At 59.2% G+C, this 25,634-nt stretch carries 22 protein-coding genes and 2 pseudogenes; 8 read left to right on the forward strand and 16 right to left on the reverse strand.

Translation table 11 applies throughout. From position 1 onward, the window contains the following. Positions 1-134: 134 nt before the first annotated feature. Positions 135-1,046: a CHAD domain-containing protein gene (locus tag QFZ94_RS07915; protein WP_429456107.1), complete on the forward strand. Its 912-nt coding sequence runs from the start codon at positions 135-137 to the stop codon at positions 1,044-1,046. 36 nt (positions 1,047-1,082) lie between these two features. Here QFZ94_RS07915 and QFZ94_RS07920 read toward each other — a convergent pair whose 3' ends face one another. Both QFZ94_RS07920 and QFZ94_RS07925 read right to left on the reverse strand, forming a co-directional pair. Then, on the reverse strand, positions 1,083-1,436 hold the full coding sequence (locus QFZ94_RS07920) for a hypothetical protein (RefSeq protein ID WP_429456108.1): 354 nt from the start codon (positions 1,434-1,436) through the stop codon (positions 1,083-1,085). Positions 1,437-1,786: 350 nt separating this feature from the next. Then, positions 1,787-2,428, reverse strand: coding sequence for a glutathione S-transferase family protein (locus QFZ94_RS07925; protein WP_429456109.1), 642 nt, complete (start codon positions 2,426-2,428; stop codon positions 1,787-1,789). 230 nt (positions 2,429-2,658) lie between these two features. Between QFZ94_RS07925 and QFZ94_RS07930 the strand changes: the two genes are divergently transcribed. Further along, positions 2,659-2,925, forward strand: coding sequence for a hypothetical protein (locus QFZ94_RS07930; protein WP_429456110.1), 267 nt, complete (start codon positions 2,659-2,661; stop codon positions 2,923-2,925). 218 nt (positions 2,926-3,143) lie between these two features. Here QFZ94_RS07930 and QFZ94_RS07935 read toward each other — a convergent pair whose 3' ends face one another. Further along, entirely contained in the window at positions 3,144-4,799 is a 1,656-nt protein-coding gene (locus QFZ94_RS07935; protein WP_429456111.1) for a hypothetical protein, read from the reverse strand. Positions 4,800-5,591: 792 nt separating this feature from the next. Between QFZ94_RS07935 and QFZ94_RS07940 the strand changes: the two genes are divergently transcribed. Beyond that, complete coding sequence (locus QFZ94_RS07940) at positions 5,592-7,010, forward strand: UbiA family prenyltransferase (protein ID WP_429456112.1); 1,419 nt, start codon at positions 5,592-5,594, stop codon at positions 7,008-7,010. Positions 7,011-7,130: 120 nt separating this feature from the next. On the opposite strand, the gene QFZ94_RS07945 is transcribed toward QFZ94_RS07940, so the two are convergent. The 5 genes from QFZ94_RS07945 to QFZ94_RS07965 all read right to left on the reverse strand — a co-directional run bounded on the left by QFZ94_RS07945 (position 7,131) and on the right by QFZ94_RS07965 (position 9,772). After that, positions 7,131-7,547, reverse strand: coding sequence for a plastocyanin/azurin family copper-binding protein (locus tag QFZ94_RS07945; RefSeq protein WP_368583138.1), 417 nt, complete (start codon positions 7,545-7,547; stop codon positions 7,131-7,133). A gap of 284 nt (positions 7,548-7,831) precedes the next feature. Beyond that, positions 7,832-8,548, reverse strand: coding sequence for an O-methyltransferase (locus QFZ94_RS07950; RefSeq protein WP_429456113.1), 717 nt, complete (start codon positions 8,546-8,548; stop codon positions 7,832-7,834). 22 nt (positions 8,549-8,570) lie between these two features. Continuing rightward, entirely contained in the window at positions 8,571-8,867 is a 297-nt protein-coding gene (locus QFZ94_RS07955) for a 4Fe-4S dicluster domain-containing protein (RefSeq protein WP_368583140.1), read from the reverse strand. Positions 8,868-8,869: 2 nt separating this feature from the next. Then, complete coding sequence (locus tag QFZ94_RS07960; protein WP_176120997.1) at positions 8,870-9,178, reverse strand: hypothetical protein; 309 nt, start codon at positions 9,176-9,178, stop codon at positions 8,870-8,872. A 12-nt stretch (positions 9,179-9,190) separates the two neighbouring features. Next, a complete protein-coding gene (locus tag QFZ94_RS07965) occupies positions 9,191-9,772 on the reverse strand; it encodes an RNA polymerase sigma factor (RefSeq protein ID WP_429456114.1) in 582 nt (193 codons plus the stop codon). 105 nt (positions 9,773-9,877) lie between these two features. On the opposite strand from QFZ94_RS07965, the pseudogene QFZ94_RS07970 reads away from it, so the two are divergent. Beyond that, a pseudogene (locus tag QFZ94_RS07970) lies at positions 9,878-10,408 on the forward strand (transporter substrate-binding domain-containing protein); the annotation flags it as partial. 54 nt (positions 10,409-10,462) lie between these two features. Here QFZ94_RS07970 and QFZ94_RS07975 read toward each other — a convergent pair. Next, entirely contained in the window at positions 10,463-11,650 is a 1,188-nt protein-coding gene (locus tag QFZ94_RS07975; protein WP_429456115.1) for a TIGR03118 family protein, read from the reverse strand. Between the two features lie 332 nt (positions 11,651-11,982). On the opposite strand from QFZ94_RS07975, the gene QFZ94_RS07980 reads away from it, so the two are divergent. Beyond that, the gene (locus QFZ94_RS07980; protein WP_429456116.1) at positions 11,983-12,315 is read left to right on the forward strand and encodes a hypothetical protein; all 333 of its coding nucleotides are present in this window, start codon (positions 11,983-11,985) and stop codon (positions 12,313-12,315) included. A 219-nt stretch (positions 12,316-12,534) separates the two neighbouring features. Here QFZ94_RS07980 and QFZ94_RS07985 read toward each other — a convergent pair whose 3' ends face one another. Beyond that, positions 12,535-13,752: an FAD-dependent monooxygenase gene (locus QFZ94_RS07985; RefSeq protein ID WP_429456117.1), complete on the reverse strand. Its 1,218-nt coding sequence runs from the start codon at positions 13,750-13,752 to the stop codon at positions 12,535-12,537. A gap of 171 nt (positions 13,753-13,923) precedes the next feature. Here QFZ94_RS07985 and QFZ94_RS07990 point away from each other — a divergent pair, with 171 nt between their 5' ends. Further along, positions 13,924-14,868 carry a LysR family transcriptional regulator gene (locus QFZ94_RS07990; protein ID WP_152853990.1) on the forward strand — a complete coding sequence of 315 codons (945 nt, stop codon included), beginning with the start codon at positions 13,924-13,926 and terminating at the stop codon, positions 14,866-14,868. A gap of 510 nt (positions 14,869-15,378) precedes the next feature. Continuing rightward, positions 15,379-16,381: pseudogene (locus tag QFZ94_RS07995) on the forward strand (DMT family transporter). 31 nt (positions 16,382-16,412) lie between these two features. Here QFZ94_RS07995 and QFZ94_RS08000 read toward each other — a convergent pair. From QFZ94_RS08000 to murJ, 6 genes are all read right to left on the reverse strand, one after another. Then, the gene (locus QFZ94_RS08000; RefSeq protein ID WP_429456118.1) at positions 16,413-17,480 is read right to left on the reverse strand and encodes a rhodanese-like domain-containing protein; all 1,068 of its coding nucleotides are present in this window, start codon (positions 17,478-17,480) and stop codon (positions 16,413-16,415) included. Between the two features lie 57 nt (positions 17,481-17,537). Beyond that, a complete protein-coding gene (locus QFZ94_RS08005; RefSeq protein ID WP_429456119.1) occupies positions 17,538-18,194 on the reverse strand; it encodes a peroxiredoxin in 657 nt (218 codons plus the stop codon). A gap of 377 nt (positions 18,195-18,571) precedes the next feature. Beyond that, complete coding sequence (gene galU, locus QFZ94_RS08010) at positions 18,572-19,471, reverse strand: UTP--glucose-1-phosphate uridylyltransferase GalU (protein WP_368583150.1); 900 nt, start codon at positions 19,469-19,471, stop codon at positions 18,572-18,574. Between the two features lie 718 nt (positions 19,472-20,189). Beyond that, a complete protein-coding gene (locus tag QFZ94_RS08015; protein WP_429456120.1) occupies positions 20,190-21,368 on the reverse strand; it encodes a glycosyltransferase family 2 protein in 1,179 nt (392 codons plus the stop codon). 82 nt (positions 21,369-21,450) lie between these two features. Next, positions 21,451-22,560 (reverse strand): glycosyltransferase family 4 protein, encoded by a 1,110-nt coding sequence (locus tag QFZ94_RS08020; RefSeq protein WP_429456121.1) that lies wholly within the window; start codon positions 22,558-22,560, stop codon positions 21,451-21,453. Positions 22,561-22,589: 29 nt separating this feature from the next. Continuing rightward, positions 22,590-23,954: a murein biosynthesis integral membrane protein MurJ gene (murJ, locus tag QFZ94_RS08025; protein WP_410850145.1), complete on the reverse strand. Its 1,365-nt coding sequence runs from the start codon at positions 23,952-23,954 to the stop codon at positions 22,590-22,592. A gap of 353 nt (positions 23,955-24,307) precedes the next feature. Between murJ and QFZ94_RS08030 the strand changes: the two genes are divergently transcribed. Continuing rightward, positions 24,308-25,585 (forward strand): hypothetical protein, encoded by a 1,278-nt coding sequence (locus QFZ94_RS08030; protein ID WP_368583154.1) that lies wholly within the window; start codon positions 24,308-24,310, stop codon positions 25,583-25,585. The last annotated feature ends 49 nt before the right edge of the window (positions 25,586-25,634 follow it).

Here is a 25,634-nt window from a genome sequence, read left to right on the forward strand (position 1 = left end):
CGGTGATGTTTTCGAAGCGAGGACTGTGAACGCGCGGCACGTCAAAGCCTGTCATCAGCGCGTCACAATCGCGGCGGTCGAAGCTCCCTGTGGTAAGGTCTCGGCAGTATATTTTTTTCCGACTCGAGGCTGCAATGGATATGGATGGTGACTGGTCCTTGCCACGGCCGAATGCGCTCTTCAAGGTCAACCGCCGGACGGCCGGTTCATCACTGTCTAAAACCAGTTCCATCGCCAGTACCTTCTCCTCGCTCGCGACGCCGGTGGTGGCTGAAGCCGTGCAAAGGGCAAAAGAGCTATCCACGCAGAGCGACGCAGAAGGGTTTCATCAGCTTCGCGTTGCTTTCAGAAAGCTTCGGGCTTTGTACTGGGCGTACTCCCCGTACCTCGGAGACGAATCGACCGCTCGAGCCACAGAAGAATTCAAGCGTCTTGCGGCCGTCGCAGGCGGAACGCGTGACTGGGACATAGCAGGCGATCTGTTGAAAGCCGCCCAGCAGTCCGGCGCCTCGATCGAACCGCTGGTGGCCGCGGCGCGCGAGAGGCGAGCGCAGGCGGTAGTGCATAGTCAAACAATGATCAAAAGCGACGATGTCGAAGCGTTCCTGAACGATGCCCTGCTTCGCGCGCAAACCACACTGCTGTCGCGCTGCGACGGTCTACCCATTCGGGCGTTCGCCGAAAAGCGGGTCCGTTTAGCGCAGCGCGCACTTCAAAAGCGCAGCAAACGCGCTGCACTTAGCGTGGAAACCCACGAGGAGGATCTCCACGATGTCAGAAAAGCAGGCAAAAAACTGAGGTACCTGCTGGAGTTTTTTCAACCGGTTATCAAAGGCGGACACGGTCGCACCATCAAGGAACTGACGTCCGTGCAGAACCAGCTGGGGCAGTTCAACGACATTGCCGCAAGCGAAGCGCTGATTCGCAACGCGTCCTTTAATGAAGTTCCGCCCGAGGTCGTGCAGGAATCGCTGCAATGGTTGGAAAAACAGAAGTTACAACGGATGCAGGCGGCATCGCGACAGGTACGAGCTATCTCTAGCTGAGACGGGCCTAATCAGTTCGTTGACGATCGCTTTGCGTCATCTCCCGAATAGCTGCGATTTGCGCCACGCTGCAAACGCGTCTTTGATGTAGGCATTGCCGGGTTTGTCGGCGAGCGCATATGCCTGCTGTTCGGTCATCCAGTACCGCTCGCTAGCGGCATCGTACTGGAGATAGTCAGAAGCGGCGAAGTCGGCCAACCACCCGCGCACGCAACAGACTTCTGTTTTGGTTATGTCTGCAAGCTCTTCTGCCGACGACGGATTTTCAGCAAGCGCTGCAAAGAGTGCCAGTCTATTGCTGGCATCTATCGTGGATGCGTAGATGACCGGTTCACGGCGATGATGAATTGCGCTATAGAACCTGGCAAACTTCCCGGTATAGATAGCCATGACGGCCTCCTCACCTTGCATAGGTGCAAAGACGGGTCGACGGGATCGTCCACTGGATCAGATCAATTGCGGCGTCGGATCGGGGACATGAAAAGTCGGATGTCGCAAGTGTGCGGGCAACGGCGGAATGAGAAAAGCTAATTTAGCTAAACTCAACTAAGAAACGTTAATGTGCTGGTCTGCGTGTCGCTGTGTCGCCCAAAGCGCTTCCACGGACTTCCTTTCGATCCAGATAGACACTACCCGCGAAGAGCCAAACGCAATCCACCGACACGCGAGACTAAAAGGCAACAGCCCCAGCTGATGACAATACGAACATTGCGTTCGATGCCGCGGACGACAGCGTCCTGTCAAGACGACTCGACCGGGGGCAGTTCAGGCGCGTCGAGCCCGGCGAATGGATCCTTCCAGGCGGGAATCTCCATGAGCCGCGCGTGCCACGCTTCCACGCGTGAAAAATCGGCAAGCGGCAGGCCGGCGAGATCGGCGAACGGGAGTACGCATGCGAGGCGGAAATCGGCATAGGTGACTTCATCGCCGACGAGCCAATCCCGGGCCGCCAGATGCCGCTCCAGAATCGCAGCCGACGACGCGAATTCGCTCAGCCCCGCCTCCACCACGTCGCGCCGAACCGGACCGAGGCCGTAACGCTGCTTCGTCACCCGTTCGAAATGAACCTGATCGCAGGCACGCACGAAATTCCAGTAGCCCCAACTGATCCAGCGGATCACGTCCGGCATGGTGTCGCCGGTCGGCCAGAAGTCTGACCCGGCGAAGCGCGAAAGCCGGCAGGCAATCGCGTCCGCTTCCCACAGCGTCGCCTCCCCTTCGACAAGAATGGGAACGCTCAGGTTTGGATTGAGCTTGATGAACTTTTCGCGCTCGCCGGGCGAGAACGGAGAAGCGAATTCATACTCGACCGGCGAGTTCAAATAGCGCGCCACGGCAACGGCCAGACGTGGATTGTAGTTGCGGCTGAAATAGAGCTTCATACGCGTTTGTTCGCTTGAAGAATGCGGTAGGAGTGAATTTCTCTTGCTTTGTTGAAATGCGATTGGATTGTAGAGCCCTAAATCCGATTGACAAAGAAGCCCCGCGGGCAGGCTGAATCGGACGGCATCGGACTCAGCCCGGCCAGGCGCGAGCGTTCGACATCTATTGTCGCTGGAATGAACTATGATCTTTGCATATCCGCAAAACGAGCATTGGAGGCCCTAACACCATGGCTCAATATCGTTCAGTAGGCGGGCTTTTTACTTTGGAGCCAGAGCAAACGATCACCTGGACCACGGCAATCGGCGGCGGCCTCGACGGAGGTGTCGTTGTGCAAGCGCCAAATATCATCGACGATGTGATTGGCAGCGACGTGCTTGTGACCGTCAATCAGGGCGTGATCGCGACTAATAGCGGTCTGAATTATACGATTACGATCACAAATCCCGGTCCGCGTCCGGTTCCGCACAATCTGAATATCCAGGACTGGAGCTGAAATGTCGAAAATCTCGGTCATCAGCCAAAAAGGCAGATTAGTAGGAACCTGGATACCGCCGCACAACGCAAGGTCCGGGGTGCCGATTTCAGTCCCCGTAGCCGGGCCCGATCAGACTCTTCACGAAATCGACATCGAGGACCCGGAATCCTTCGTGCGCCGGAAAGCTCTTCCTGAGTTGCATAAGTTAGTAAGGCAGCGTTTGGGGCTCAAATAGCCTACTTCTTCATTACCATCATCTCGTCGAAGTTAACGGGACAACCCGAATCGGCCGGATGCCTTCCCGCCGCGATAACAACTAGACGGTCGTCACGCAAATCCGCTTCCCAATTCATCTCCGAAGATGCCAGCAATACTGGTTCTTCACCGCACATCGTGCGCACCGCAGCCACCTGGTTTTTGTAGTGCGACTCCTTCAGCAGGAGGTAGCCCGTAACGCTTGCCGCAGCGAGGAGCGAGTTCGCTATGCCGAAGGCGACTACTATATGAAATGGCTTTCGAGCGGATGAAAATCCCGCAATGACCAGAAATGGGACCAAATAAAACATCGGGACGTAGCGGGCCCACCACGCTTGCGGATGTAGCAGGACGCTCGCCAACGTTGCGAGAAGAAATATCTTCACAATTTCACCGCCGCCTCTCTTCCTCCAGAACAAAGAAGCGATGCATGCAATAAACATAACTCCGAAGAAGGGCCCAAATGCTCCGAAACGTGAAGCAGTCGTATGCAGTGCGATAAACGCGTCGCGTAAGTGGGTGTATGACGGGACAAAGGTAGGCTCCGCGTTCTCACACGGCCTGCAATCCAGCGGCAGCGAGAAATACGACAGGAAAATCCTCTGCAAAGGATCCATCGCAAGAAAGTCTGCTGACACTTTTCCACCGATGATATCGACCTTGTCGCTGCCCAGCACGGGGTAGAAAATGTGTTTTCCAGCGACTATGTTCTCCACGTACGGCGAATAGCCGATCACTGCAACAGCGACAAGAGACCAGATGGCCAGCTGTCCGATAACTCCGCGGTTCTGAGTCAGAAAGCGTCTCTTTTCGCCGCCAATAAACGCCGCAGTGAAGAGAACAGCAATCGAGATGGCGGCGAAGGCGGGCCCTGTCAGCTTGGAGCCGATTAGAAGCACGAGTGCGATACCTAGTTGAACTCTGGAATAAGGCCTTTGCTTGAGCGCGAAAAGCAAATGGACAGAAAAGATGACCCAGCAGAAGTAATGTGCAGCGTCGACATAGAAACTCGTCACCTGGCCGAGCACTACCGGGTTATAAACGCAGCAAGCCGAGGCAATCAGCGAAGCTCTCGCAGATATTCCCGCCGACTGGAGCAAACGCATTAGAGCAACGCAGGCAGGAACACTGAGCAATAGCGTAAATGACTTTCCACTATTGAATCGCGAAGCCAGAACCTTGGCCGTGTACGCAAAATACTCAAATGCTTTGGGGTAGTGTTCGGCCCAGAAGCTTCCGCCCAGTGCGTCGGTATCGGCAATGCCGTTGAGGGTGTGGTCTATCGATAGTGGTGTCGCGACGTGGTAGTTCAAGCCGTCGAAACTGAATTCTCGCAGGAATCCGAACGCAAACAACACCACCGCGATGAATAGTATCGTAACGATCGTGGTGCGCCATTCGAAACGGGAAACATAGCCGTATATGACTACGGCTACAACGATGGCAAAGGCCCAGATTCCTGCCAGCACGCCGCTATTGATGTCGAAGTTGTAGAGGATAGCTGCGTATAGTGACGAGCCGAATACGAAGATGAGAATCTGGTCGCACAGCTGCGTCCAGTTCACACGTTCGAGGGCGGCTTGCATCCTCATCGATCTCCGCGTGGAGTTCACACGCTGAATGGCGTCTTTCGTCATCGTGGAAATACGGGCCTTCTCTGGTTGATGGAGACCCTCGTTCGTCGACGCATGCTCGCCCTCTACCAAGGTCACCACTCTGAGCGTCGAAGCATGCCCACGACAACACAAAATGCCGGGGTTGGGATGAACGAAGTAGAAGAGAAACGATAGCGATGTCGAACAATGCCGATTATGGGCACTTGTATGGCGCTGCACAAGCTCGCATTGCGCGAACAGCCAAGGCACTTTCCTGCTGTCTGAGCGCCGCACAAGTAACGAAAATCGATGGTGGTCGCTCGAAGTCGAGGCGTGCACCCGCACGTGGAGTGTGTTCCACGTTATCGGCCAATATCACCACATTCCAGGCCCCTGTCACAACGCTTAGAGCCGGCGGGTCTATGCTCGCTGCAGGTTCTAACGTTTCGCTGCGGCGCAGCGAGCAGGCGATAGCCTGTGATTGGCTTCATTGTCCGCGCACGAATCTGTCGTGCTAACGCTATCGACAGGTCGATGCGATCAGACAACGGTCGAGTGCATGACGATCACGATCTTCATGCAGGGAGCATTCGCCCGCCCTTCACTGCAGCATGCCGGGTTCCAGGCGGAGTTGCGCTTCTCAAATCGAAAAATTCACTGGAATCAGTAGATCTTCGTGGCTGGCAGAGCCGACGATTTGGCCCGCGACTCCTCTACAACGCCATGAAAGTTGAGAACCCGACCGAGCGGACGACGACGCAGAAATGGGTCGCGCGGCTTTGCATTGCTCAAACTTAGGAAGGTTGATGCAGATTCAGGTCCATCGAGGTCACCATGGCTGCCATTCCACTTTGTGTTGACCTGGACGGGTCACTGACGTACAGCGATCTTCTGATCGAGTCGTTTCTCGCCCTCGTCAAACGAAATCCGCTCTATCTGCTTTATTGTTTGGAATGGATGCTGCATGGAAAGGGTTATCTGAAAGCGCAGATAGCCGAGCGGGCCGCAATCGACGTGTCACTCCTGCCATACAACCGACGCCTGATCGACTTCCTGAAGAAAGAGAGCGCGTCCGGCCGCGACCTCTATCTCTGCACTGCAGGGAATCGACGGTTTGCCGAACAGATCGCGTGTCACCTCGGATTCTTCAAAGGGGTGATGGCGTGTAACGAGTCGATCAATCTGACAGGCACGAACAAGGCGTCGGCTTTGACGGCCGAGTTTGGCGTACAAGGGTTCGACTATTGCGGAAACGCGCGAGCCGATCTGCCGGTGTGGAAGCAGGCGCGCACGGCGATCGTCGTTGGAGGAAAGAGCATTCAGTCGGCCGCGCGGAAGGTGAATCAAACCACGGTCATCTTCGATAACAAACGGTCTCTCTTCAGACTGACCGTACGGGAAATGCGCGTCTATCAGTGGGTGAAAAATCTGCTGATCTTCGTGCCGCTTCTTGCGTCGCATCGCTTCACGAACTTCGACGCACTGAAGGTTTCCGGCATCGCATTTCTTTCGTTCTGTTTATGCGCGTCTTCGGTATATATATTGAATGACATGCTCGATCTCGACGCGGACAGGCGCCATAGTCGCAAGTGCAAACGTCCGTTTGCCTCAGGCGAGTTGCCGCTGGTTTGCGGCATTGGCATGTTGTTCGTCCTGTTGCTGGCGTCGGCGAGCCTCGCGGCGGTTTTCCTGCCGCCGTCGTTTCAGCTCGTGCTGGCGTGTTACGTCGCGATGACGCTCGCTTATTCGTTCCACCTGAAGCGGGTGATGCTCGTGGATGTCTTCACGCTGGCTGCGCTCTATACCACCCGCATCGTGGCTGGGGGCGCGGCGGTCGATGTCGTGCCGTCAGACTGGCTAATCATGTTCTCGGTGATGATATTCCTCAGTCTCGCGTTGGTGAAGCGCTATACCGAACTCGACAAAATGCAGCGGGAGGGCACGGACTCCACGTCTGGCCGAGGCTATCTCACGGCGGACATGAGCATCGTGCGCTCGTTTGGACCCGCAGCGGGCTATGTGGCGGTGCTCGTTCTTGCGCTCTACATGAGTTCTGACGCCGTCACGGGGTTGTATCGTCATCCCCACAGGCTTTGGATCTTCTTTGTTCTCGTGCTGTACTGGATCAGCCGCGTCTGGATGGTAGCGTTCCGAGGACAGATGCATGACGACCCGATCGTGTATGCGTTCAGGAACCGTGCTAGCCTGGTCATCATGATACTTTGCGTAGCCGCAGTCCTTTTTGCGATTTGATCAAACGCTGGCTCTTTATTCTGCGCCCAGCCATATATGCACAGAACCACGGGTCCGCAGCGGCTGTCACCTAATGAAGGCGAACACGTTTGCGGTGGCTCGCTCGTGAGTAAGCATGCTCTACGGCGTGACGACGAGCGCCGTGTGCATTCCCGCCGCATAGTGTCCCGCCTTATTGCAGATTAACGCGTAGTGGCCAGGCGCAAGCTTGAAGGACACGCGCTTGCTCTTGCCCGGCGCGATGTCTTCGACTTCCCCGATCTTATTCAGCCTGCGCTCCAGCACCTGTCCTTTGCTGACGGGGAGTGCATCGTCCGAGAGATCTGTCTTGAGCACGACGAGTTCGTGTTCCATGTTGTTGCCCGCAGCATTCTTGACTTCAAGCGTGATGCGACCCGCCTTGACGGTGTGCGTCCCGAGCTGGATCGAGTCCGATAGCAATGTTGCGTCAACGGTTTGCTCCGCCCAGCTTGCATGCGATGTCATCCCGAGCACGAACACACCTGCGAGGATGGTGATTCTGTAAGTGGCATACATGGCGCCCTCCTTTTCAGCGATATATCGCGCGTGCCCGACGTCGAACGATTGCCGCGGCCAATTCATCGGACAAGCAGATACCCCTGCCTGTGCGATGGCATGAGCGCTTTGTGCATTGCGCGATACGTGCAGTAAACGTGTGCGGTGGGAGGCTTATTCCGTAAGCCCGCTGGCGTGTGTTTGAGTAAGGCGTCCGCGGAATACCCGGCAAAGCCCTTTCCGCGCCGGGAAAGAGCGTTTTCGCCTGCATGCCTTTTCGTTCAAGCACATGAACCGAAGTCCGCCTAAGACACGACAACGGTAAATTCGACCCCCGATTCAAAGTTCAACGTCGTGGTCGAAAAGCGCGAATCGTCGTCGAGGTAGCGCTTGTATGGCCGAACGGCGTCCTCGGCTGTGTACATATTGTCGGCGAGAACGATCGACCCCGGCCTCAGTAGGCGCTCGATCCGCTTGAACAGATTCAGATAGCTGTCGGCCCATACGTCGATGAACACCATGTCGAAAGTACCATCCAGTCCGGCAACGGTCTCGAATACATCGCCCTCCCGCACGTCGACATAAGCGTCTACGCCCGCCATTCCGACATGGGCCCGAAGTTGTGCGCACTTGCCAGCATCGAGTTCAGTCGCGACAACCATGCCACGGCCTAACATGCGAAGAGCCTCGGCGAAATACAGCGTGGACACCCCGCAGGAACTGCCCAGTTCGAGGATCCGAACTGGTTTGTGCGAAAGCACCATGTTGCGTAAAAACCTTCCCGTTTCCGCCGACACTGCTAACGATAAAGGCGTGCCTTGCGACGATTCGAAATCTTCGCTGGATAGTCCGAGCGTTTCGAGAAATCGTCCACGGAGTCGCGGCGCGAGGGTTTCATAATCCTCCGACAGAGTCAGAAACTCCTCACTCGATCCCCGGAATTGCGCGCGTGCGTGCGCCATCACCTCTGTCTGACTCTGTTCGTGAAGCCGTCGCAGAAGATCTGTGGTTGATGAAACCATATGCGCTCCTTGACGTGTACCGCTATGCCGTTCTGGCGAGCTTGATTGCACCTTCAGGGCACGCCGCCACACATAGACCGCACGACCGGCAGGCCTGTGCGTTCGGTGTATAGGCGACTTTCATTCCATGCACGCGTAGCTTGAGGCGATGCATCCAGTCGAGGCCGAGATAGTCGATGTCATCGATGCGCCGGACCTCGAATACATTCTCGGGGCAAACCTCCAGGCAATCGCCCTTGCCTTCGCAACGCTTCAGGTCGACGACCGGCGCAATCACGCCCGGCTGCTGTTTGCAGTCGACCGTCGATTCCTCGCGCATGTTCAGTCTCCGTCGCGCCGGTCGCGGCCCGATCGCCAGGCCGCCTGGAAATGCTCGCGCTCTTCTGGCGTCATCGCTTCCCATTTTCGCCAGTGACGCCGTCCGCGCCAGCCGCCATGTCCGCGGAATCCGCCAAACAGGATGCGGCTCAAAACCAGCAAGCCCAACGCATGCGCGAAATCGATCGCGCGGGCGCCCACGAATAGCGCCGGCATCACCCAGTTCCATAGCGTCATGACCACCAACCCGAGCACGGCTATGGCGACCACCACGAGCAGCGCTTTACCCACGCATCTGATTCGAAACTTCATCCGTCGACTCCTCTAAATATCCAGTTCGTCGTAAATGGCCTGTAGTCGGGCGCGCAGATGCAAGACCGCGTAGCGCTTGCGCGCGAGCAGCGTGTTGAGCGCGACGCCGCTTTCCGCCACCATGTCTTTGAAGGACCGCCCCTCCAGTTCGTGCGCGATAAATACCTCACGTTGATTCGGCGGCAATTCCTCGAGCGCATCCTGCAGAGCCTTTAGCAATACAGCGCGAGCGTAGAGGGCTTCGGGACCTGCATCGTGCGCCGGTAGCGCGAGGTCGAGGCGATATTCACCGCTGGCGTCGTCCTCCGCCTCCGACAACTCCGCCAGCGGTTGCTCTTTCTTCTTGCGAAAACGATCGATGATGCGATTGCGCGCCGCGCGGAAAAGCCACGCGCTCGCCTGTTCGATTGGAGCGGGAAGCCGGTAAGCCTGCACGAATTCGTGGAACACATCCTGCAGGATGTCCTCGGCATCGTCCGGGTCGCGGATCCTACGCCGGATAAAATTGACGAGCCTCGTGCGCTCACGCACCACGGTCGCGGTGATGTCGCTGTCTCGGTCGGTCATCGGGTGCGAGGTGGGTGGCGGTTCCATGCGCTTGAAGACGTTTCAGCAGCGCGAATATTGTGGCGAGCGCGAAAAGTTTTTCCCTGAGAAACTGCCGATTCACGCGATGCAATGCGTAACAGGTTTGCGACCACGCGTGAACGCGCCGATAGGGTCGCGTTCAGCGTCCCCGTATGGGGAATCGCAGACGGTTTTCTGGTTCGGACTGGAAACCCGAAAGCGCTCGACAGCTACGCGTCACTCGCCAAACGCGCTGACGCGCGCCTTGGCATCATAGCCGGACAGGTTCAGCACGACTCGGCGAGAGCATCTGGCGTCAGCGAGGATAAGATTACCGTCTTCGAGCATCAAGCCGGTGCTATCGAAGCGGTGCTCTCCGGCGCCATCGATGCATATGCGAGCACGGCCTTGGGGAATCGGATAGTGGCGAACCGGATCGGAGGCTCGATGCTGGAGGCCGTCGAGCACGAACCGGCAACCAAGGGCCAGCAGCAGAAGCCGCCGCTCGGGGCATTCTCGTTCAAAAGAAGTAACGTCGATCTGATCCGGGCGGTAAACCAGGCACTTCGTTCATATCTTGGCTCACCGGACCATCGGGACCGCATGGCCGCATTCGGCCTGACACACAACGAGATCGAGCCCGCTCTCGCGGGTCGAGGATAAAGAATCCCGCCGCTCCCGCATCAAGAGCGGCGCCTGTGTATTGCGCGCGTGGCACTACATTCCAACGCTCATCCCTCCGCCCGCGCTTGTGCCCGTCCCCGTGCCCCCGGTCGTGCCCGAGCCCGACGTTGTTGCATTCAGATCGATTCTTCCGTAGACGCCATCGGCTTCGTCATTCGGACCCGCCGCGAAGAAGAGGGTGCTGGAAGGCTGATTGCTGAGGTCGTTGCCGAACCCGATGCCCCACACGCCGTGTTCGACGATCGGGCTGTTGTTCGGTCCACTCATCGGTCCCATCGACTGGCCGGTCGATGCGTTGAACGCATTGATCATGCCGTCGCCAAAATTGCCGATTATGATCGCGCCGCTCATCGAGCCGAAACTCGCGGGCGCCTGCGCAATGCCCCACGGCGCATTCAACGGACCGCCTGTCGCGAAGCGTTGCTTCAGATTGCCCGCCGTGTCGTACACATCGACCATGCCGAGCCCCGCGCCCGCGACATCATCGTGTTTGGCTGCGTCTTGCATCGCGTAGGTGACGAACAGATTCGAACCGATCGCCTGAATGCCGAACGGCGCGAAGCCCGCTGGCATCGCCGGGTCCGTGAAGGCGCCGGGCATCGAGACCTTCGTGAACGAGCTATCGAAGACGTCGATCTTGTTGTTATGGAAGTCCGTCGCGTAGAGAAAGTTGCCGTTGTTCATTGCGGCGAGCGCGAGGCCCTTATAGACGGCACCACCGGCGCCATCGTCGTACATGACGAACGCATTGGTCGGCCCGACGGCGGGCGCCCAAGCGGTGATGGTGCCGCCTTCGCCCGTGAAGATGAACGCAGCGACTCCGGACTTACCGTTTTCCGTGACGAGGAAGCTTTGTGTTCCGTTGAAAACGATGCCCGTCGGCGATGCCGAGCCGTTCTTGCCGTCGGGTATCGTGACGACCAGCGATTGCGGCACGCCATTACCGTCATAGAGCGTCGCGACATTGGTGCCATTGTCCGCGACCCAGGCGAAACCTTTGGGATTGAACGCGACGCCCCAAGGGTTTTTCAGATTTGCGTCGGTGTGTGCGGCCGGCACCGCGCCATCGGATACGAGCGCCGTCGCTGTGAACGACGACTGGACGGGCGGGCTCGTGCTGCTCGAATTCGAGCTACCGCCGCCCCCGCCGCCGCATGACACCAGAGTCGCGACGGCCGCGCCGCATGCAACGACGCCGAATATAGCGAGTAGAGACTTCATGACCGCACTCCTTGTTGTGCCCCAAAGGACCTAACGCTCAATGAACGGGCACGGCATGGGGTTTATTCCGGCGGAGCGGCTGATTTCGCGGCAGATCTGGTGCGATCGCAATGGTCGAATTCGTCGAGACAAAAGCGATTAGTACGCAACGAATACGGGGCGTGACTATTCCATGCGTGCGGCCAAAAACTTGGATCGAGCCGTCATTGCGTGAAATTCAAGCGTCGATTCGGCGCGTACGAAAGCACGCGGCACGCTGATTGCGACATTCCTGTAGCGCAGGCGACAACCGTCTGCGTCTATCTTCCAGTCCAATCAAGGAGGGGCGGATCATGAGCAAGGCAACCATCACACTCGTCGCGGCCGTCGCCGCACTCTCGCTGTCGGGCGGCGCTCTCGCGCAGATGGCCGGAGGTCAGAGCGGCAGCGGTTCGACCGGAAACGCAGGCAGCACCGCGAGTCCGTCGAATCAGATGAACGGCACATCGTCGGGCGGCTACGGCATGCCAGGCAACACGAACTCGGACAGCGGCATGGGCGCCAAGGCGCCGAATTCGGGCCTGCCGAGCAACGACACCGGCTCGACGTCGGCCACCCCCGCGCCCAAGAGCAACAACACGCTGGCGACCCCGAGCGTGGTATCGCCGGCCGCTACCGGCCATTAACAGCTGGCAAAAATGACCGTGAGGCTAGCTGATACGACAGATCTACGCGGTCCAATGCTGTGCGGGTTTTAAGGCAACGCGTGTACGCCGGGATTTACGGCTCGCATCTGGAAGCCGCAGATCGGCGAAGTTGCGCGTTGCCTGAGACTCGTTGCGGTGGATGAGCGTATGTCCGTCGCACGCGGCCACCGCGTCACTATCGAAGCCTAAAAGACAGCCTCAAAGCCACGTGCCCCCTTGCCGCTCGCTCGGCTCCTGCGCGAGCGCATCGAAGTCGTGAATCCAGTCGAGGTGATGCAGCATGCTATCGCGCGCCCCAAGCCGCGCGTTGCGCTCCTGCGCGGCGGGGCCGTCCGGCAGATGCAGCACGTCCGCGGTACTGATCGACGCGTACTGCACCTTGCGCGTGCGGCCTCGGCGCAGACGCTCGTAGCCCTCCTGCGCTTCCCGCCAGTTGCCTGGGCCTGCCTTGGCCAGTTGCGCGGCCAGCACCACCGCATCTTCGATCGACTGATTGGCGCCCTGGCCGTGATGCGGCACGAGCGCATGCGCGGCGTCGCCGATCAGCGTCACTCGACCCTTGCTCCAGCGGCCGAGCGGCGGACGGTGAAACAGGCCCCAGCGCTGACTGATCGGCACCGCCGTGATCATCTGCACGACAGCCGGATGCCAGTCCTTGAAGAGGCGCAGTTGTTCGCCTTCGGTCGACGGCATGACCCAGTCGCGCGACGGCCACGGCGACGGATGACGCTCGACTAGCAGGAAATTCTGATCACCCTTGTCGCCGATCGGATAGTGCAGCAGATGGCCGCCGGGCCCAACCCAGAACTGGATCGTTTCCGGATCGGGCAACAGGTCCATGCGCCCGGCCGGCACGATGCCACGAAAGCCCGAGCAACCGGAATACAGCGCGTCGTCGTAGCCGAGCATCCAGCGTCGCGTGATCGAGCGGGCGCCGTCGGCGCCGATCACGAGATCGGCATCGATGCGCCGCCCGTTGTCGAACGCGAGGCTCACGCGATCGGGATGCTGCACGAGATCGACCAGCCGATGGCTGAGCTCGATGTGCTCGAGACCGACCGCCTTCGACAGCACCGCCTGCAGATCGGCGCGATGAACGCCCCAGTACGAGCCGCCGAACTGCTCGCGATAGCTGGGCATGCCGCGATGATGGCCAATCACGCTGCCGCTGCGGCCGTCACGATAGATGAGCCCGGGTACTTCGGAGCACACGTCGTCGAACGCGGCGCGTAGTCCCATGCGCTCGTAAAAGCGCGTCGCGTTGGCCGACAGCGCGACGGCCGCGCCCACTTCGCGCAACTCGTCGGTCTGCTCATAGAGTTGCGCATCGATGCGATGCTCGCGTAGTGCGAGCGCCAGCGTAAGGCCGCCGATGCCGGCGCCGACGATCGCGATGCTCAGGTCCATCCGGGTCATGATTGTGTCTCCGATATGCGGGTTATCGATTCGGCTCGCTCCGGCGCGCGCTCGGCGCGTCGCAATGCGGATACCGTGTCGGTATTTTCAGCACTAGACCTTCATTGCTCAATAAGATGAAATGAATCTCCTTCATCACCCCAATGAATGACCTTAAGTCATGCCGAAGCCATGGAACTGAGCGATCTCGACCTCAACCTGCTGCTGCTATTCCAGCGGCTGATGCAGGAGCGCCGCGTGGCGAGCGTCGCGGAACAAATGAACATGAGCCAGCCGGGCGTGAGCAATGCGCTCGCGAAGTTGCGCCGCCTGCTGGGTGATCCGCTGTTCGTGCGCGCGCCGGGCGGTGTGGTGCCTACCCCGTTCGCGCTGCGTCTCGCGGAACCGGTCTCGCAGGCGCTTGCCACCTTGCACGCCGCGCTCAATCCGGTGACGGGCTTCGATCCGCTGCGCGCAATGCGAACGATGACGATCGGGATGACCGACATCGGCGAAGTCGTGTTTTTGCCCGCATTGCTGGAACGACTGTCGCGCGTCGCGCCGGGCGTCGCGATGAATACGGTCCGCAATACGAGCGTCAATCTGAGCAACGAAATGGCCGACGGCCGCGTCGATCTGGCGATCGGACTGTTGCCGCAGTTGAAGGGTGGTTTCTATCAGCGGCGTCTGTTCGATCAGCGCTATGTCTGTCTGTTCAGACGCGGCCACCCACTCGAGGACGCGCCGCTCACGCTTTCCGCGTGGCGCGAAGCCGAGCATCTGGTGGTGGTGTCGGCCGGCACCGGCCACGGTCAGGTGGACGAGTGGCTGAAACGGCGCGGCGTGCGGCGTCAGGTGCGCCTGACGGTGCCGCACTTCATGAGCGTGGGCTACATCCTGCAACGTACCGACCTGATCGCCACGGTGCCCGAGCGCCTCGCACTCGAGCTGGCCACGCCGTTCTCGCTCAGCCTGCGCGCGCTGCCGATGACGCTGCCCGCCGCGCCGATCCATTTGCTGTGGCACGAACGGGTCCATCAGGACGAAGGCAATCGCTGGCTGCGCGAAGTCGTGATCGACCTGTTCGCGGATACGGCGACGAGTGGCAGGCGAGCGCGGGACGTGAAGAAGAAGTAGGCTTCGTTCGGACGCGTTGATCGGAAGCTTCGCGCATACTCGAACGTCGATGAACCTGATCGGTTTATCTCTATGTCGAGCGACACGCACGCGTATCGATAGTCGGCGTGCGGACTGCGTGGAACCGCGCAAGCGGGCATCGCGCGATCAGCGCAGAATGAACAGACCCACGGGCGCCTGCGCCGCAGGTGTGAAGGTGCGCACCACTCGCCAGCGTATGGTCGGAAGATCGCCCGACACAGTGATGCGAACATAGCAGCCGGCGTAACGTCCGGTCGCCCGTGGCCTTTCGTGCAATGGACGATGAGTATTAGCACCGTATTTAGTGTCGACGTGCGACGCATGGCGAGACGCGACGCAGCCGCTCCTCCCTGACATTACAATTGCATTTGCGTATAATTTCACAAAGCCTTCATCCGGTATCACTGAAAAGCAAATAAGCGATACCGCAATAAAAAAGCACTGCTGTTGCCTGCCCACACAGTGCACAAAGACAACATCACTCGAAAAATGTCCGTGCCTTCAGCCACAACAGGATCGCGCGATTCCGCGCGGTTTTTCACTCAACCGAAAGTGCTCGTCATCGTGGCGACGCTATGCTGCCTGCTTTGGGGCAGTTCATACCCGGCAATTAAAATCGGCTACGCGTTACTGAGAATCACACAAAACGATATTCCTTCGAAGCTGATTTTCGCGGGCTACCGGTTCGTGCTCGCAGGGCTGTTGTTGTTGATTCTTGCTGCCTTTTCGAAGAAGCCTGTTTTCGAATTGAATCGGCGCAATAGCGGACAGCTGATGCTATTGGGCTTCACGCAAACGGCCATTCAATATGTTTTCTTCTATATCGGTCTCGCCTACACTACCGGCGTTCGCGGTTCGATCCTGAACTCGACGACGACCTTCTTCAGCGTGCTGCTTGCCCATTTCATCTATAAGAACGATAAGGTCTCGCCACGCAAAGCGCTTGGATGCCTGCTCGGATTCGTCGGCGTAATGGTCGTCAATTTCGGCGACGGGCTGTTTGAATTTGCGTTCACCTTGCTTGGCGAAGGCTTTATCGTGATTGCCGCATTCGTGCTATCCGCTGCATCGATTTACGGAAAGCGCATTTCGCAGAGCATGGACGTCATGGTCATGACGGGTTATCAGCTCGGGTTTGGCGGCGTCGTTCTGCTTGCGGCGGGGTACGCGACCGGTGGTTCGTTGCACGCGTTCACGCTAGGATCGATGGCCTTGCTGGCCTACCTCGCGTTGCTGTCCGCAGCGGCCTTCACGTTGTGGAGTCTTCTGCTCAAATATAACCAGGTCGGCAAAGTCACCGTTTTCAATTTCCTGGTGCCGGTGTTCGGTACCGTGCTGTCCGCGATTTGTCTGAACGAGAACATCATGGAATTGAAGAATCTCGTCGCGCTGGTGCTGGTATGCGGGGATCTGGCTGGTTACGCGCTCGGCGCAACGGGGCGCTGGCTATTCGAAGGGCGGTGTCGCAGTGGGCTCTCAGGGTCGAGGCTGAGTTTGCGGGGCTCGGTAGCGTCGGCTTCGCGTCAAACGCTGTCCGACGCAACCGGCAACCCCTCCGTCCGCCACCGCAGCATCCCACCGGCAAGATTCGCCACCTTGCCGAACCCGGCTTTCGTCAGCAACACGCTCGCCTGCGCCGAGCGCACGCCGGACCGGCACACCGCGACCACCGGCCGCTCGCGATCCAGTTCTTCGAGCCGCCCTGTCAATTGCGACAGCGGCACCAGCTTCGCGTCCGGCAGATGCCCCAAACGATCGATGAACTCGGGCGCCTCGCGTACATCGACGATCTGAAACTTCGCGCCATGCTCGAGCAGCGCCATCGGCTCGATTTCCCACACGCCGCTAAAGCGCAGCGTCAACGGCGCCCAATCCGGTGTTTCGGTCGCAACTTCGGCGCCGCCTTCCGGCTGCCCGCAACGCGTGTTCGCGGGCACCGCGACCGCCATCTGCTTCGGATGCGGCAAATTCAGGTTGTTCATGTACCCGGCAAAATCGCCAACGTCGACGTCGCCGCCCAGACGCGGATTGAAGCGCCGCTCCTCGGTCACGCTCGTCACTGTGATGCCGCGATAATCGTGCGCCGGATAAAGGAGGCAGCCGTCCGGCAGCGACAGGATCTGCTCGCGCACGGACGCGAACAACTGCTGCGGACTGCCCTGCTGGAAATCGGTGCGGCCACAGCCGCGAATCAGCAGGCTGTCGCCGGTAAAGGCCATGCTCTGATCGTCGAGCACGTAGGTCAGGCAGCCATTCGTATGGCCAGGCGTCGCGCGCACGGTCAGATGACGCGTGCCGAAGTCGATCCGATCGCCATGCGCGAGCGGCCGCGTCACGCCTTCCGCCTCGACGACCGCGGCAAGCCCGATCTCGCTGCCGCAACGCAAACGCATGCGCCATGCGCCGGTTACGTGATCGGCGTGCACGTGGGTATCGAGCGTAGTGAGCAGCCAGAGGCCCAACTCGCGCAGCAGCGCCTGGTCGCGCGGCACCTGCTCGTAGACGGGATCGATCAGCACTGCCTCGCCGCTGTCGCCGAGCAGGTACGTATAGGTCGACGAAACAGGATCGAACAGCTGACGGAAAATCATCTGTATCTCTTAAGAAGATCGGCGAGGCGGCCGCGAACGGCCGCCGCACCGGACCTATCAGCGCGGTTGCTTGGTGGTGCGCAGATACGGTTTGATGGTCTTGAAACCAGGGAACACCTGCTGCGCCTCTTCGTTGCTGACCGCGGACGTGATGATCACATCTTCGCCCTGCTTCCAGTTGGCCGGCGTCGCGACCCTATGTTTGGCGGTCAGTTGGATCGAATCCAGCACACGCAGGATTTCGTCGAAGTTGCGGCCGGTGCTCATCGGGTAGGTCAGCGTCAGCTTGATCTTCTTGTCGGGACCGATGATGAAAACCGAGCGCACGGTCGCGTTGGTCGCGGCGGTGCGGCCCTCGCTGGTATCGCCCGCGTCGGCCGGCAGCATGTTGTACAGCTTGGCGATCGAGAGGTCGGTGTCGCCGATCATTGGGTACTTGACGGCGGCGCCTTGCGTTTCCTCGATGTCCTTGGCCCATTTTTCGTGGTCTTCGACCGGATCGACCGACAGCCCGATCAGCTTCGCGTTGCGCTTGGTGAACTCCGGCTCGATTTTCGCCATGTAGCCCAGTTCAGTCGTGCAAACCGGCGTGAAGTCTTTCGGATGAGAGAACAGGACCGCCCATTGGTCGCCGATCCAGTCATGGAAATCGATAGTGCCCTGCGTGGTCCGCGCGGTGAAGTTGGGCGCGGTGTCATTGATACGAAGTGACATATTGCCGTCCTGTGAAGTCGTGGTTAAGCGGAAGACCCGAGCGAGGCCAGTCTGCAACGGTCCAACACGAGCCCGGTTAATCTCGGGGATTGGAAATCACCAAGGCTCACAACGATAGATGAAGCTTTCGCGGCGCATACTCGCGCGGCAAGTAGCGCACCGCCGCATCGCGCAGTGAGAATTCAAATATAGCGCGTTACGCGCAAGCCCATGCTGACACCCATCGAAATCAGTCCGGCTGGCAGCTCCGGAACGGCTGACAGGAATGACGTTCATCGGTAAATCATGGACATGCGATGCGCCGGCGTGGGTGCGATAGTGCACAGATTTACCGGGCGCTACTTTGATCAGACCGTTCGGTCGTCGAATGCGCGGCGCTAATGCTCAGTGCCCGGCGCGGCCGTCTCGCCGTCGAGCCGCTTGCGCAACCAGGCACCGAATGCATCGTGTACTTCGTTATGCCGCAGCGCGAAGTCGACGGTCGCCTGCAGGTAACCGAGTTTGGTCCCGCAGTCGTAGCGTTTGCCGACAAATTCATAGGCAAGCACCTGCTCTTCCTCGAGCATCGAATGAATGGCGGGCGTCAGTTGAATCTCGCCGTGAAGGCCGGGCCGCTGCGCGCGCAAATGGTCGAACACCGCTGGCATCAACACATAGCGCCCCGCGACGCCGAAGCACGAAGGCGCTTTTTCCGGCGCGGGCTTCTCGACGATGCTCGACACATTGATCACGCGCTCGTCCCAATGTCGTCCGCCGACCACGCCGTGGGAACAAGCGCCGTCCGCTTCGAATTCCTCGACCCCGATCACCGACGAATCGTAATGGCTGAAGATGTGCACCATCTGCTCGAGAACGGGCGGTTGACCCTCGAGCAGATCGTCGGCGAGAACGACCGCGAACGGGTCGTCGCCGATCAGCTTTTGCGCGCACAACACCGCATGCCCGAGTCCGAGCGGCTCGGCTTGCCGGACATAGATGCAGTTGACGTTCGGTGGTTTGATGCTTTGCACGAGTTCGGCGAGGCTTTGCAGCCCGCGCGCCCGCAGCACGTGTTCGACTTCGTAGGATTTGTCGAAATGATCTTCGATCACGCGCTTACCGCGACCGGTGACGAAGATCAGCTCGGTGATGCCCGCGGCAACCGCTTCTTCGACCGCGTATTGAATCAGCGGTTTGTCGATGACCGGCAGCATCTCCTTCGGACTCGCCTTCGTGGCCGGCAGAAAGCGCGTGTCGATTCCCGCGACCGGAAACACCGCCTTGTGAACTGCGAGCATGATGACCTCCTCGTCCGGCTGATAGACGGAGCAGCGCGGCTGTAGAGCATGGCAGGATGCCGCCGGCTGGGCATCCCGCTTTGGCTGGCCAGTGCTGCGCGTCGGAGCGTGCGGTACTGATGAAGCGCTTGCAACAAACGTGGCTTCCGTCCGCTCGCAAACATCTGCTGAATGCTCGCCATGATGGCACGGTTTGCCACGGGTGTGGATGTTCGCCGTTGTGGCGCGTCAGTGCACAGCGGCGGGCGACTCGGGAGAACCCGGGGTCGTCAAGGGGACAGGCTCGGGATAAGCGGCTTTTAAGCTTGCAGGGCGTAACTTCGTATCCACGCGGAATGCCCGAATCCCTGTTCACATGCGGACGTCGCACGTCCGATCCGACTTTGATATGAAAAAGCTAGCGCGCTCGATTGACTTCATTCTGTTGACCGCCGCATCGGTGGGCCTCGTCATGTTTGTCGTCTGGCGAGTGGCGACGGTAAAGGGTTGGCTTTAGGGGTTCGCCCAAGCTCGGCGACACCATCGATCTGATCGATGGCAACAGGGCGACCAAGCGGTGCACTACGATCACGATCGACGGCCGGAAGGCGACACCCGTCTATTCGGCTATCGGAGTGTCGGTGCACATCGATTCATAAGCCGGCCGGATGCCGGGTTGGATCGCGATGCGCGTCAACCGTGAGGTACAGACCGCGCAACGCGAGACATGATCGCCAATTTACAACTCGAAAAAACAAAGCAACTTCCAAAGCAGGAAATTTCGTGTGCGGAAAGCGCAATCGAGCTCATCGCCCTTGCCGCTGCTTGTGCCAACGCTGCATTCCCTTCGCAACGCTTCCAGTTGAAGGCAGCATAGATAGAAGACGGCTCGCTTTACCTCATTGTCGAAATTGGCGAGCCTCCCGTAGAGCAGTGCGCCGAAATGACTCTTGACTTGCCCGAGGACGCGGTTGTCAGTCGGCAGGCCCAATGAACGTCTGTCCGACAGAAGCTTCAACACGATCCAATAGGCATCCAGTGTCTTTGGATCCCTGGTCAAGACAGCCGTCAGGCCGCGCGGGTTCTCGCGATAAAAGTACACCGGATGACTGAGGCTCACATAGCCATTGGCCAGCGGAAGCAGGACCAGCGCGACGAGCGAATCTTCATACGCCATGCCCACCGGAAACTGCACGCTTTTGAAAAGCTCGCGCTTGATGACTTTTCCCCACGGATAACCCGACAGATCGAAGACATCCGGATCAGCGCGAGTCGCGACCGAATCGCCGAAGACCTGCGTCCTATGTATTCTGTCCGTCACGTCGACGACCCAGTAACTGCCTTGCACGATATCGACGTCGTGTCGAAGTGCGGGAACGAGTAGGGTCTCGACGCAGTCCGGCGGCAGGTAGTCGTCCGCGTCGACGAACATCACGTATTTGCCTTTTGCGTGCCTGAGACCTTCGTTGCGGGCAAGGGCCACGCCGCTGTTCGCGATGTGCACCACGGTCACGCGGGGGCGATTCGCGTAGCGATCGAGAATGGCCGAAGAATCGTCCGTTGATCCATCATCGACGGCAATCAGTTCGTAGGCGAGTGAGGTGTTCTGGGTCAGAATCGAGTCAATGCACTTCAGCAGATAGGCTTGCGCGTTGTACACGGGCACGATGATGGAAAGCCATAGGCCCTCGTCCTCGTTCGTGCAGGCCAACTGCTGAGGAACTGACGGTCGATACGGTCTCAGTTTCTGTATGCGTGCCTCCAAAGACACTTTGTCCATTGGCTTTTTTCTGCCGTCGGCTGTCAGCTTGAGGGCCATGGCGACACAGGAAAGAGGGAATCGGGAGACCACATCGAGGCTCCTGGCAACGGCGTCCGAACCGGTCGCCCTGGCGACGTACCTATAGACCTTGCTCATCCGTCCTCCGAGTCAAGCAGTGCCTGATACAGCCGTGGAGACCGATTTCGTTCATCGGCATCCTGGTGCTCCAGAAAACTCTTCAACCGAGGCGCAGCTGACCGAACAGGCGGTCCCAGATCGCCAGAACATGGGCAACGGAATAGCGATCCCGGATCGAGCGCGCGCCCCTGACGCCGAGCTCTTCGCGCAGCGCCTGGTCCGACAGCATGCGCCGCAGCCCGGCGGCAAGCGCGGTTGCATCGCCCGGTGGAATCAGCAGACCGTCCTGCCCGTCGCGCATCAACTCGCGCGGCCCGCTCGGGCAGTCGAACGAGACCGCCGGGACACCGAGCGCCATGCTCTCCATCAACGCCACCGGCATCCCTTCGAAGCGGGACGACAGGACGAAAGCATCCGCGGCGGCCATCTCATCCCATGCAGCCTGGGTGCTGCCGGGCAGAAATATCCGCCTGGACAGATTGAGCTCGGCTATCTTCCGGGTGAGCATCGGCCGCTCGGGGCCTTCGCCCCAGATCCACAGATCCCAATCCTCGAAGTCGTGCGCGACCTTCGCGAAGGTTTCGATCAGCAGCTCGTAGTGCTTCTGGGGTTGCAGGCGACCAACCGAAATAAGGCGCTTTCTGCCTTCGACGCGCTGCGGCCTGGTCATGCTGAAAAGCTCGTCCGGAATCGGATTCGGCATCACGGCAATGCGAGGCGTGTCTCCCGAGCGCATCTTCTCGAACGGCGTTGCCATCGACTGGGAAAGGAACGTGAGCGCGGTGGCCCGCGGGTAGGTGAGCCGGCAAAGCAGCTTCCACAGCAACGGGCGGCCATCGGCCACCGGATCATTGTGCTCGCAGGCGATCACCGGAATGCGCAGGCCCCGTGAAGCCAGGATCACGTTGATGTTCACGTTGGTCAAAAACGACACGATGACGTCGGGCTGCTCTTGCACGAATAGCTTGCGCAACTCCGCCAGTCTCGCGATGTAGTTGACCCGTCGCAGCGGGCTATGCTTGACGCGGTCAGCCAGATAGACCATCCGCACCTTCTCGTCGATCGGAAAAAAACATCCACCGTGTTTGCTGTAGGTCGGCACGAGCGTAACGGTGTGATTGCGCTGGGCCCACGCGGCCGACAGCACCGCGGCAACCCGTTCGGCGCCGCCCGGCTCACCCATTGAGTTGACAACAAGAACAATTTTCACGTTTCGTAGTCTCTTGAACGGTCGATGGCCTAGCGCATTTCGCTGTCGTGCCGCGAAGTTGAACTGCCCCGCAGCATGCAGATCGCCAACACGAATGCGGTCACGTACATCAAAGCAAGTGAAATCTGCACACCTACGACCCCGAATAGGTGAACTAGCATGAAGCTGGCCCCTGCCTTCACCGCGAACGCCAGCAACGAGATATTTGTCACCAGCCTGAAGCGTCCTTCGCTGGCAAAGAGTTGCCACACCACCATCAACGCAAAATAGAACGGCACTTGCAAAAGCCCCCAACGAAATGCGCTTGCCACCCTCACCGTGTCTTCTGGCGTGAAGGCACCTCGCTGAAACAGAACGGCGATCGCAGTCGGAGCGAGGAACCACGACACCACCGCACAAACGAGACCCGCAGCGAGCGTAGCGAGCGCCCAGAAAAGGGCCGTTCGGCGCGCACGCCGCACATCTCCCTGCCTGCGGATGTCGGAGAAGATGGGCAGGGTGGCGCGCGCGGCAGCCATCGCCCCGACACTGAGCAACAACGCGAGTACGCGGTTCGCATAGCCAAGCGTGCTATTCGACCCCGCTTCGAGATTCGCCACCAGGTATTGGTCGAGCGGTCCGGCGAAACAGACGGCGACCTGGCCGACCATGAGGGTGCGCATGGACAGCCACGCTTCGCCCAGATGCGGAGAGCGCATGGAGAGTCTGACCCGGCTCGACACGCCGTCGGTGCGTCCCGCAAGCCACCTGAGACAAAGCATCTGTAGCGCCAGGCCGACGACAGTTCCGAAGACGATCGACACGAGGCCCGCGCCGGGCGAAGCCACGAGCACGCTCACCAGAATCACGGCGGCAGGCAGCCCCTCGAGCAATGTATTCACATGCTTTTCGTTCGCCTGAAGCCGCGCGGCATAAATGCCTGCGCCGAGCGTCAGTAAACCTGTGGGCGCAAGCCAGTACATCATTTCCCGGGACAAGTCGCGCGTCGTCGACGGCGCATCCGACCCAAGGTGCTGCATCACGAACGGCCAGCAGAGGTATAGGACGATAGCAACCAGAAGACCGCTCACTAGCGCCGCCCCTTCCAGCTCGCCGACGAACTGCGCCACGTCTTCCTTCTTTTGCGCGCGCAGGTTGACGAACATCGGAACGAGCACCACACCTGCCACGGACAGCAATGTGGTTGGCAGCCAGTTCACCATCGAAAACGTGAACTGATACGCATCGACAATGCTGCTGACTCCATACTTGTACGCAATCGCCACTTCCTTCAGCGCGCCGGCACATTTCCCGATGAGCACGAACGCGGAGACGCGCGCCAGGCTTCGTGCGATGCGTGCATGGTCAGGATGCGTATTGAGTACGCGCTCGCGCCAGCGAGTCAGTTGGAACATCAGTGCGCTCACCATCGTCTGGGCCGTCCAATTGCGTGTGCGGAAAACTTCGCAGTGGCCAGTATTTCCGCTGGCGCTTGGTTGCGCGGCGCCGACGACGCCGTGGACACCTTCCTTTCGCTCATGGAGTTCCTCAGGGCGCGAAGACCGAAGCCCACATGCTTCGCACCTAGGGGTCTTCCGAATCGCAGGATTTAGACCGCCGCGGCACGCGTCCGGCCACGCAAAACGTCGGTGAAACATAGCAGTCACTGCGTCCCTATTAATGTTTGACAACGCACATTGACAGGTACCTATTTCCTCTACATTCACCCGGGTGCGCAGAAAGTACCGGAATAGCGAATAGCCATAGCATGAGTACGCAAATAACGATGCGGTCGAACGCAATTCATCGCAGCGCGTTGTTCGTCGCGCTGCTGCTGTGCTCACTGACGAGCCATGGACCATATGTCGTGATGACAGGCATTCTGCTGCTTATGGCAATGTGCATGAGCGACGCGAAGGCCCGCGAGGCATTGTTCAGTATTCGATGCGTGGCTCTTGTGTCGCTTTCCGCAACTGTCATTACCGCGTGCTATCTGTGGTTTCTCGCAGTACCACACGGGAACGCTTCGTACAATCTCGAGAAATCCGCGACGAACAACTACATTTTCTTCTTGCTTGACATCGGGTTTCTTGCGTCATTCGCTGCGTTGATTTCAACACGCATCGGCGAAGTCACGACAGCTGTCTCGAGGTTGCTAGTGCTCAATTGCTCCGTGCTGTTCCTGCAGACAGCAACGCTGCTCATCAGCGGCCAGTACATCGACTTTACCAAGCCGATTACGGGTGACGCGTCGCGGTACCAGAATTGGGAGTCCGTGCATCCCGTTTTCGCATTCCGGCCGACGGGTCTGTATATAGAACCTTCGACGTTCGCCGCGGCCGTGGGAACCATGGCTATCGGCTATATCCTGCTTTCCAGGGCGAGAGGAAAGACGCCGTCTACGCTGCCCATCGCGCTGACCGTGCTATCCATGCTCATCACGCAGTCAGCTGCGGCGGTTGTACAGGCGGTGGTGTTGATTGCAGCCTTGATGGTCACGCACTCGCGCCGCACGAGAGCGTGGGCGACGGCAATACTCGCATTGATCGCCGTGGCCTCGCCGGGATTGATTGCGGCTTACGTCAATAGCTTCATGCTCAAAATCGACGCGGATTCAGGACTGCGATTGCGGCTGCTGTCGTACGTCTACGAAGTGCGCCATGGATGGGATTTTCTGCTGGGCTACGGCCCCTTCTCCGTCGAATACGACCTGTTCGATGTCTCGGAACACACATCGACTTTTGTTGCATCGCTTAACGACGCAGGATTGCTCAATTTCTTCGTCGTGCAGCTTGGCATCGTAGGACTCGCAATTCCTATCGGCATATTCCTGGTCATGAAAAAGGACATTGCCAATCTGTGCTTTTTCGGTCTGCTGATGTCATCAAAGCTGTCGTACACCTCGCCGCTTCTCTACTTCGGGCTCCTGCCCCTTGTATTGCGACTGGGGGCATCGCAGGACAATACCCATTCGGCTGCCGGCCATCGGGATGTCGATGTTGAGGGTGGAGAACCGGATTTGCTACTTGCGCCGCGCTCGCCATAAGTTTCGATCTGCGGCCGGTACTCGATCTTCTCGCGTCCCGGCCTGCGAG

Origin of the sequence: Paraburkholderia sp. JPY465, assembly GCF_050436725.1 — a bacterium.
GTDB lineage: Bacteria > Pseudomonadota > Gammaproteobacteria > Burkholderiales > Burkholderiaceae > Paraburkholderia > Paraburkholderia youngii.